Origin of the sequence: Desulforhopalus singaporensis, assembly GCF_900104445.1 — a bacterium.
Classification (GTDB): Bacteria; Desulfobacterota; Desulfobulbia; order Desulfobulbales; family Desulfocapsaceae; genus Desulforhopalus_A; species Desulforhopalus_A singaporensis.
Window position 1 is genome coordinate 20,430 of sequence record NZ_FNJI01000041.1, and the last position, 7,351, is coordinate 27,780.

Below are 7,351 nucleotides of genomic sequence, written 5' to 3' on the forward strand. Positions count from 1 at the left end.
ACAATTTGACGGTTTTTCGCGATTCAATGGTTGGTCATGGAGCCCGTGGCTTTGCGGATGTCCGCGCCACGGGTTTTGTTTTTCCGCCGTGTACGGAGATGTAATGGTCAGGAAAAAAATTCCACCTGCGATGAACAGGAAAATCGGGCAGGCTATGCACGACTATCATATGCTTGAGGATGGTGATCGTGTGCTGGTTGCCGTGTCCGGAGGGGTGGACAGCATGGTGCTGTGCTGTATTCTTCGGCAGTGGCAGAAAAAAGCACCTATCAGGTTTGAAATAGTTCCGCTGCATATAGACCACGGATTCTGGCGCCGCAAAAGCGGAGAAAGCAGTCCGCACAAAAAAATCTTCGATCAGCTGCAACGACACGGCATTGACCTGCGGACTGAAAACGAATGGTCCATTCAAGAGAAGGAGAGATCCTGTTATCTCTGCGCCAGGAACAGGCGCAGCCAACTCTTTGACCTGGCCAGGAGAGAGAATTTCACCAAGATTGCTCTGGGGCACCATAAGGATGATCTGCTGGAAACTTTTATGCTCAACATCCTCTACAGCGGCAATGTGTCAACTATGATTCCCAGACAGCAGCTGTTCAACGAAACCCTTTCCCTGATTCGCCCTATGGCGTATCTGGAAAAACAGGAAATATATCAACTGGCCCGGCAGTTTGATGTTCATCCGGTAAAAAATCTCTGTCCTTTATCCGACAATACGCGCAGGGAAAAAGTTCGGGACTTGCTGCACAACATTTACAGCGATGAGCCGGGTGCGAAAAATTCGATGTTTGCCGCGCTCTCCAATATACGTAAAGATTATCTGTTATGAGAACAAATCCGGATTGCCTCCCCTGCCTGTTGCGCCAGACCTGCCAGGTTGTCAAATTGATCGGTTCCGATGAGAGGACGCAGGTGGCGGCCCTGCAGCAGATAGCGGCCATGCTCGCCGAGGTCGATCTTGCCCTCAGCCCTCCCGCCAACGCCGGCCCGATCTATGCAGCGATCGCCTCGATTACCGGCTGCATTGACCCCTACAGTGATAAGAAAAAAATAAGCAACCGCCAGGCGCTGGCGGCGCTGCCGGCGGCCAGGGAGAAGGTCCGCCAGGCAGAGGACGAACTGGTTGCCGCCGTACGGTTTGCCATCGCCGGCAATATCATTGATTACGGCGCTCTGGAAGAATTTGACCTCCAACAGATGCTTGACAGCTGCCTGGAAGAAGTCCTGGTAGTCGATCATACCGCAAAACTTGCCGATCGGCTGGCAAAGCTTAAAAAAGGGGACCGCGTCTGTTATCTCACCGACAATTGCGGTGAAATTGTTTTTGACACGCTGCTGCTTGATTATCTGGCCAGAAGAGGGCTCCTCATCACCGTAGCGGTAAAGGGCGGGCCGATAATCAATGATGCGCTTGCAGAAGACGCCCTGGAGGTCGGACTTGACCGGTATGGTAAAATAATCACCAATGAAACAAGCTGTCCGGGTACCGTTCTGGCCCAGTGTGGCCAGTCATTTCTCAGGGAATTTACAGAAGCAGACTTGATTATAAGCAAAGGCCAGGGCAATTTTGAAAGTCTATCGGATGAAAAACGTGATATTTTCTGTCTGCTGACGGTAAAATGCCCGGCGGCCGCACGTCATCTGGAACAGTTGACCGGCCTGCAGCCTGGGACGATAACCGGAAAGGGAGAGATGGCAGTATATTTTCATCAAAAGGGAGCTTGCTAAGAAGGGGAATCAGACATGGATATACGAATCAAGAAGGTTCTGCAGGATCAACCCGTGGGGCAACGCGTGGCGGTAGCCGGCTGGGTACGTACCAGAAGAGACACCGGAGGCTTTTCATTTATCGAAATCAATGACGGTTCCTGCCTTGCCAATCTCCAGGTCATTGCCGATAAGGGGCTTGAAAATTACCAGCAGGATATAAAGAACCTTGCAACAGGATCAAGTGTCGTGGTCGACGGCGAACTCAGAAAATCACCTGCCAAGGGGCAGGCGGTTGAACTGCACGCGACAAAAATTGATATAGTAGGCGGTGCGGACAGTGAAACCTACCCGTTGCAGAAAAAAAGACACAGCTTCGAGTTTTTAAGGGAGATAAATCACCTGCGTCCTCGAACCAATGCGCTGGGGGCGGTGTCGAGGGTGCGATCAAGACTCGGCTATGCGGTGCATAACTTTTTCCAGCAGCGTGGGTTTATCCAGGTACACACCCCGATTATAACCACCAGCGACTGCGAAGGAGCCGGAGAGATGTTCCAGGTAAGCACCGGCAGGGAGCGGTCGGGTGAAGATCATTTCTTCGGGAGATCGGCAGGCCTCACCGTAAGCGGACAGCTGCAGGCGGAGGTATATGCCCTGGCAATGGGCGATGTCTACACCTTTGGTCCTACCTTCAGGGCGGAAAACTCCAATACGTCACGGCATCTCGCTGAGTTCTGGATGCTGGAGCCGGAGATGGCCTTTTGCGATCTCGACGGCAACCGAAAAATAGCTGAGGAGCTGCTGAAATATCTCCTTGCCGATGTGCTTGAAAACTGCGCGGAAGACATGGCCCTTTTCGACAAGTTTATCGAGAAAGGCCTCATCGGGAAACTGCAGGATGTGATTGCCAAGGATTTTATCCACATCTCCTATACCGAGGCGGTCGAACGACTTGAAAAGGCCGGAGATAAATTTGAGTATGCGGTACGGTGGGGCGCCGACCTGCAATCCGAACATGAGCGGTATCTCAGTGAAAAACTGTTCCGCTGTCCGGTGGCGGTAACCGATTACCCGGCATCTATAAAGCCGTTCTACATGCGGCTCAACGATGACGGCAAAACCGTCGCCGCAATGGATATCCTGGTCCCGGGAATTGGGGAAATTATAGGCGGAAGTCAGCGTGAAGACAGGCTTGAAGTTCTCCAATCGCGGATGATTGAAACGGGTATTGATCCGGCGGAATATGACTGGTATCTCGACCTGCGCCGTTACGGCTCGGTGCCGCATGCCGGGTTCGGCCTCGGGTTTGAGCGTCTTGTCCAGTTCGTGACCGGCATGGCGAATATCCGGGAGGTGATTCCTTTCCCCAGAACTCCGGGATCGGCACCTTGCTAATCTTTATATCAAAGTCCTCCGGGCGCGGGAAAAATATGCACAGCGGGGTTTATGTATCCCGTGCAATCTAAAACAGGGATTAAAGAGGGTGGTTCGTTGAGCAAGGAGCCTGGCGTTAGGAAGATGTTTGATGCCATAGCCGGACGTTATGACCTTATGAACAGGGTCATGACCATGGGGCAGGATCAAAAGTGGCGGCATTTCGTGGTAGCAAAAGCAGGTGATCCCCAGGGAGGACTCTGCCTTGATCTGGCAACCGGAACCGGGGATATCGGCGCGTTGATGATGAAGACATATTCCGGTGCCCGGGTCGTCGGAGCCGACTTCTCGTGGAATATGCTGCAGGAAGCAAAAAAGAGGTTCGGCAATAGCGGGATCAGGTGGCAGGCATGTGACGCCAACAGGCTGCCTTTTGCCGATAATACGTTTCGGTCCGTAACGTTTGGCTATCTGCTGAGAAACGTGGATAATGCTGAGCTGGTTTTAAGGGAGGTGCACAGGGTGCTCATGCCAGGCGGCAGGGTTGTCTGTCTTGACACGACACCTCCTGAAAAAAATTTTCTCTACCCGTTTATCAGGTGTTACCTGAAATACGGCATTCCCGTTCTGGGAAAAATGATCGCCAGGGATGAGGCGGCTTATGCCTACCTGACCGGCTCGACCATGGGGTTCTACACTGCGAAAGAGCTTGAGTCAATTTTCATTGCGGCAGGTTTTTCCCGGGTGAGCTCTAAAAAATTTATGTTCGGTACAATCGGGGTCCACTGGGGAGAAAAGCCTGCTTATAGCTAACGGTTCAGGCAATCGGGCTGGCTGCACCTGGTCAGGAACAACCAGCCCGGGATGACCTTTTAAAGGGATGTCTTTTCTGATAGCCCTGAAGCAGGGTTGTTTCAGCAGTTATTTTGGGGGCTGCTGCTGGCGATCAGATCCCATGGCTGAAGAGGCGCCGATGATCTGGTGGCCGGTGCTTACGCCTTGTCTATCTGTTCCATCTGTCGGCAGTAATGGATAGTTGAATCTCCCAGGAGATAGCGATGTTCGCTCCCCTTTTTTCGTTCGAGTCCGGCCAGGGCCAGACCAAGCCCGCCGGCCGGATCATAGATGATAATGTCCTCTATTTTCTGAGTCTCTGTCAGATCCTTCAATATCGCGCTGAGGTTTCCGCCCTCCCTGGTGCTGATCGTGTCGACCCGGACAAATGCGGGTCCAAAATTTGTCTTTATCAGTGAGACAACGGTGTCGCCGTAGGAACTTACGGCATCCTTTTCGCCCACAAAAGCCGCGGCTTTCGATCGTTTTCCGGATATGGTTACGGTGTCGCCGACTTTTATTCTGCCGCCTTCTATAACCACCGCAAAAATTCCTTCCCGTGGCATGACGCAGTCGCCGGCCTGGTGATAAATGGCGCATCGGGTGTGACAGATTTTCCCGAGCTGGGAAATTATCAACTCGGTCTTTCCTATCTTCAGGTGACTGCCAACCGGCAGCCGGGCGAGATCAACGCCTTCGGTGGTGATGTTTTCGGCAAAATTGCCGGCCACGACATCGAGGCCCTTGGCGCGCATCGTTTCGATCGACTCCTCGGCAAGAAAGCTTACCTGACGGTGCCATTTCCCGGCGTGGGCGTCATTTTCCAGGCCAAAGTCCTTTATCAACATCGCTTCCGCAACATTGTTTTTACGGATACCTTTACGATTACTTATTGATATTGCTTTGATTTTCTGCAATTGTTAACTCCAGGGTAAGTTGATTACGGTATGGTCGCCACTATTACCACAATGTGTCATTAGACCATATCGTTCATTTTGTAAATGTCAAATCTCAAGTTTGAGTTTTAAAATTATTTATGAGAAGATAAATCAAGGACTTGGTCTGGATCATTAAAAGAAGGAGAACTTATGAGCATTATTCATGAAATTACCAAAGTAGTAACCCCGGTGGATTTTTCCGACAATTCGCAATTAATAGCAGAATCATCGATTTATCTCGCCGGGCGGTTCAACGCTTCATTGCACCTGGTTTTCGTTGTACAGAATTTTGAGGACTATTCCGGATTTTTTGTGCCGCAGATCACCCTGCCCAGCCTTGAAGGAGAGTTGATTGAAAGTGCTGAAGCCAAGATGGTCTCTTTTTGTTCCGGGCTGCAGGATCTTTGTGAAAAATCTGGTGTCAAGGAGCTCAACCACAAAGTCTTCATGGGAGATGTGGGCGAGCAGATTGTTCAGTATGCTGTGGATATCGACGCTGATATGATTGTCATGGGTACCCATGGCTACAAAGGACTTGAAAAGATAATGTTCGGTAGTGTCGCCGATAAGGTGGTACGCTCCGCCTCATGTCCTGTACTTACCATAAACCCTTATACCTGCTGCGATTAAACGGTTGGGGACCAGTTCCTGCGCAAGGCTGAGAGGGGTCGTGTTTCCCCCTTCCCAGCCTTGTCGCAATCGCCGTAAGCTGCTGTGGCGCAAGTTGTTTTAAGGGATCGGCTGGTCATGTCTGTTGTTGCGGGGGAAAGTTATTCTGTGGGCAGCTTGAAAAACTTTGTCTTGGCGTTGAGTACGTTAAAGGTTTCGGTCCCGGCGATATATTCTATTCCCCCGAATCCTTCTTTTGAAAACAGCAGTTGGTCGAGATTCTCGATGGAATCCATCATGACTTCAACGAACAGGTCGTATTTGCCGGTGGCCACGTAAACGGCTGAGACGCCTGGAATCCGGTCCAGCTCCTCAAGGGAATCGAAATGAGTTCTGTTGGTCAGCGTCACCCCGAGTATGGCGGCCACTTTGTTGTCCATCTTGTAGAGTTCCCGGGAAAAAAATAGAAGTAGATGAAGAAAATCTGGCCCTTGGCATAATATCCGAGGTCGGGTCAGGAGGGCAGTATCTCATCCATAGACACACCATGAAAACTGTATAAATGCGATGCACCACCCGGCAATCGGGACCAGAAGGGCAATAAACGATGAGGTTGATCATTAGAAAGAACTACAAGATAACCTCGAAAAAGAGATGAACAGACTGCTGGAGCAGTTTCAAAAGCCGGACATCGAGCCGGATAAGTTGTCGAGGATGAAAAAGATTCTGGCAGGCGGATGAAAAAACGTATCCGTAGAAAAAAATTGCGGCCACTGTGGAGGATTCTGTCTGCACCCGGTAATTATACATGCAAAATAATTTGAAGTCTTGGCTTACTACTTTGCACCTGCCTGGAATATTTCAGCATAAAGATAATATCAAATTTTAAAAACACCATACCTCGACGCTTATTTTCCCTGAGGTATCCACATTGATCTACTGCAGAACAGCCCCTGGCCGGACCATAGCTGAACTCCCTATTGCAGCAGCCTGAGCAAAACAACAAAAGCTGTTGTGTTTTAACCTCCTCTATAGCCAATCTGTCGCATCGTACTGATTTAGCGAATATATATTTACCATTTACTTACCACACCCATCCTTTTTATTTGTTAGGCTGTGAGCAACCTAACAAGTATATGTGCTGTCAAGTGTATTGACAAGGAGGGCGCCATGAAAACTTTTCGCAGCTATCCGGCGGTAATTCTTACGGCCATACTCGCATATCTGATTCCTGGAACCGGCACCGGATCAGCAGGCGTCATTCATTCCAACGAGTTCTACACCATAAGGTCCTGTAGCGAGTGTCCGCCGGATGTTGACAGGCTCTGCGCGATCGCATCCCAGGATGCGGGGGACCAGAGAGAATGCCACGAGCATGATCAGGCAGCAAAAGACGCCTGCGAGGCGCTTTGCGGAGACATCGGCGGTGGCGGTGGCGGCGGTCTCAGCCAGGAACAGCTTGATGCACTTGAAGCGGTACTGCGGATTCTCGATGAAATAAAAAAATCCCACCTGAGTGCAGCTGAAAAGCTGGCGAAGATCAACCAGCTGCATGACAGGTTGTATCAGCTTCTTCTTACCATAAACGACTCCCTCGGCAGGATTTCCGGCGCTGTCGATCAAATCGCCGACTCATTTGACCTGGTAAAAAAAATCGCCGGAAAAGGCGGCGACCTGAACGCTAAAGGACAGGAGCTTATTGAAAGAAGGATCGCCATGGCGCTGCTGCAGCGGTCCTATGTCGCCGGTCTGAACCGCAACGCACAGGGGGCGACGGCGGGAGATCCGGTCCTGGTCGCATCGGGTTTTGAGACCTACAGGGTTGAGGATTTTTCCTATAACGCGATCCACGACCCGATCTCGGTGACAAGGCAATTTCGCTCCAACAG

At 50.9% G+C, this 7,351-nt stretch carries 8 protein-coding genes; 6 read left to right on the forward strand and 2 right to left on the reverse strand.

The features are described from left to right. Nucleotides 1-103: 103 nt before the first annotated feature. The 4 genes from tilS to ubiE are packed head-to-tail and all read left to right on the forward strand — an operon-like array spanning nucleotide 104 to nucleotide 3,894. The gene (gene tilS, locus BLQ17_RS19335) at nucleotides 104-829 is read left to right on the forward strand and encodes a tRNA lysidine(34) synthetase TilS (RefSeq protein WP_092225802.1); all 726 of its coding nucleotides are present in this window, start codon (nucleotides 104-106) and stop codon (nucleotides 827-829) included. Continuing rightward, the gene (locus BLQ17_RS19340) at nucleotides 826-1,728 is read left to right on the forward strand and encodes a damage-control phosphatase ARMT1 family protein (protein WP_092225803.1); all 903 of its coding nucleotides are present in this window, start codon (nucleotides 826-828) and stop codon (nucleotides 1,726-1,728) included. The genes tilS and BLQ17_RS19340 overlap by 4 nt, the downstream gene beginning before the upstream one ends. Before the next feature lie 15 nt (nucleotides 1,729-1,743). Further along, nucleotides 1,744-3,102, forward strand: coding sequence for an asparagine--tRNA ligase (gene asnS / locus BLQ17_RS19345; protein ID WP_092225804.1), 1,359 nt, complete (start codon nucleotides 1,744-1,746; stop codon nucleotides 3,100-3,102). Between the two features lie 51 nt (nucleotides 3,103-3,153). Next, nucleotides 3,154-3,894, forward strand: coding sequence for a bifunctional demethylmenaquinone methyltransferase/2-methoxy-6-polyprenyl-1,4-benzoquinol methylase UbiE (ubiE, locus tag BLQ17_RS19350; RefSeq protein WP_092225805.1), 741 nt, complete (start codon nucleotides 3,154-3,156; stop codon nucleotides 3,892-3,894). A 179-nt stretch (nucleotides 3,895-4,073) separates the two neighbouring features. Here the strand turns inward: ubiE and BLQ17_RS22355 are convergent, their stop codons facing one another. After that, nucleotides 4,074-4,832, reverse strand: coding sequence for an MOSC domain-containing protein (locus BLQ17_RS22355; protein ID WP_143005564.1), 759 nt, complete (start codon nucleotides 4,830-4,832; stop codon nucleotides 4,074-4,076). 171 nt (nucleotides 4,833-5,003) lie between these two features. Here BLQ17_RS22355 and BLQ17_RS19360 point away from each other — a divergent pair, with 171 nt between their 5' ends. Further along, entirely contained in the window at nucleotides 5,004-5,483 is a 480-nt protein-coding gene (locus BLQ17_RS19360) for a universal stress protein (RefSeq protein ID WP_092225806.1), read from the forward strand. Nucleotides 5,484-5,623: 140 nt separating this feature from the next. Here the strand turns inward: BLQ17_RS19360 and BLQ17_RS19365 are convergent, their stop codons facing one another. Next, the gene (locus BLQ17_RS19365; RefSeq protein WP_092225807.1) at nucleotides 5,624-5,902 is read right to left on the reverse strand and encodes an Lrp/AsnC ligand binding domain-containing protein; all 279 of its coding nucleotides are present in this window, start codon (nucleotides 5,900-5,902) and stop codon (nucleotides 5,624-5,626) included. Nucleotides 5,903-6,632: 730 nt separating this feature from the next. Between BLQ17_RS19365 and BLQ17_RS19375 the strand changes: the two genes are divergently transcribed. After that, a partial coding sequence (locus BLQ17_RS19375; protein WP_143005565.1) for a PH domain-containing protein occupies nucleotides 6,633-7,351 on the forward strand: 719 nt, incomplete at its 3' end.

Coding starts and splice junctions, on each gene's coding strand:
- BLQ17_RS19365 (WP_092225807.1), bottom strand. CDS start 5,902: ATGGACAACAAAGTGGCCGCCATACTCGGGGTGACGCTGACCAACAGA.
- asnS (WP_092225804.1), top strand. CDS start 1,744: ATGGATATACGAATCAAGAAGGTTCTGCAGGATCAACCCGTGGGGCAA.
- ubiE (WP_092225805.1), top strand. CDS start 3,154: ATGTATCCCGTGCAATCTAAAACAGGGATTAAAGAGGGTGGTTCGTTG.
- BLQ17_RS19360 (WP_092225806.1), top strand. CDS start 5,004: ATGAGCATTATTCATGAAATTACCAAAGTAGTAACCCCGGTGGATTTT.
- BLQ17_RS19340 (WP_092225803.1), top strand. CDS start 826: ATGAGAACAAATCCGGATTGCCTCCCCTGCCTGTTGCGCCAGACCTGC.
- tilS (WP_092225802.1), top strand. CDS start 104: ATGGTCAGGAAAAAAATTCCACCTGCGATGAACAGGAAAATCGGGCAG.